1 protein-coding gene is annotated in these 1098 nt (G+C 46.5%); it reads right to left on the minus strand.

Annotated features, from left to right (window positions below; translation table 11 throughout):
• Positions 1 to 30 precede the first annotated feature (30 nt).
• Entirely contained in the window at positions 31 to 999 is a 969-nt protein-coding gene (locus tag AB4876_RS19055) for an IS30 family transposase (protein ID WP_368383272.1), read from the minus strand.
• Between the last annotated feature and the right edge of the window lie 99 nt (positions 1000 to 1098).

The raw sequence follows: 1098 nt of genomic DNA on the forward strand, positions 1-1098 counted from the left end.
CGCGGATTCAAATCCGAAGTGCATCAAAGTTTAAGCTGCTAACGCAGCCCTATGTTCATCCATTAATTCACCTGGATTTTTGAATCCCAGTTTTTTTCTTGGACGAGAATTTAGTTTATTTACCGCGCGCTTCACTTCAGCTTGGCTCACGTTCTTAAAGTCGGTGCTTTTCGGAAAATACTGCCTCAAAAGACCATTAGTATTCTCATTTAAACCCCGCTCCCATGAGCTATAGGGGTGAGCAAAATAAAATTCCGTTGAGAGCGCTTTACTTATTTTTTCATGGTACGCAAATTCTTTGCCGTTGTCGGCCGTTATACTAAGCACTGAACTCATATAAGGCTTGAGCAGCCTAATTGTTGCCTTGGTAACCGCTTTCGCGCTCTTACTGTCGACCTGTGCAGACACGGTGAAATTCGTTACGCGTTCAACGATAGTCACTAGCGCGCCACTGTGGCCTTTGCCAATTACCGTGTCTATCTCCCAATCACCAATCCGCGATTTATCATCAACAACACTTGGCCGATCCTCTATGCTCACGCGGTTTTTTATCTGACCCCGTGTCGATTTTCCGTTCCGACGTTTGTCATATTTCTTCCCCTGTTGACGAAAATGAGTATAAAGGTCGCCCCCTGCCTGCTTATTCGCCCAAACATACAGGTAAATACTTTCATGGCTAATCAAGCGATCTTGATCTGTCAGTAGCCAGCCAGATATCTGCTCTGGACTCCAATCCATACGCAACTTCAATTCAATGGATGCTATCATTTCTGGCGTCATTCTCGTCCGTTTAACCGCCGCCTCACGCCTCAGCACAGCCTTCCCGTGTGCTTGTTTATGACGATACCCTCGGCTCCCAGCATTTCTTGACAACTCTCGGCTTACCGTTGACTGACTTACTTCGATAATCGCGGCTATCTCACTTTGTGTGCATTTTCTTTTCTTTAGCGCCGCTATCTGGCATCGTTGGTCATAGGTCAGTTGCTGGTAAGTTCTCATCATCACTTCATCTCTTGCCGGAGAAAAAGGGGGGAGCTTACCTTCAGCTGGCCGCTTCTTCTACCTGATCAGATGATGCACTTCGGATTTGAATCCGCG

The organism is Zhongshania guokunii (assembly GCF_040892635.1).
Lineage (GTDB): Bacteria > Pseudomonadota > Gammaproteobacteria > Pseudomonadales > Spongiibacteraceae > Spongiibacter > Spongiibacter guokunii.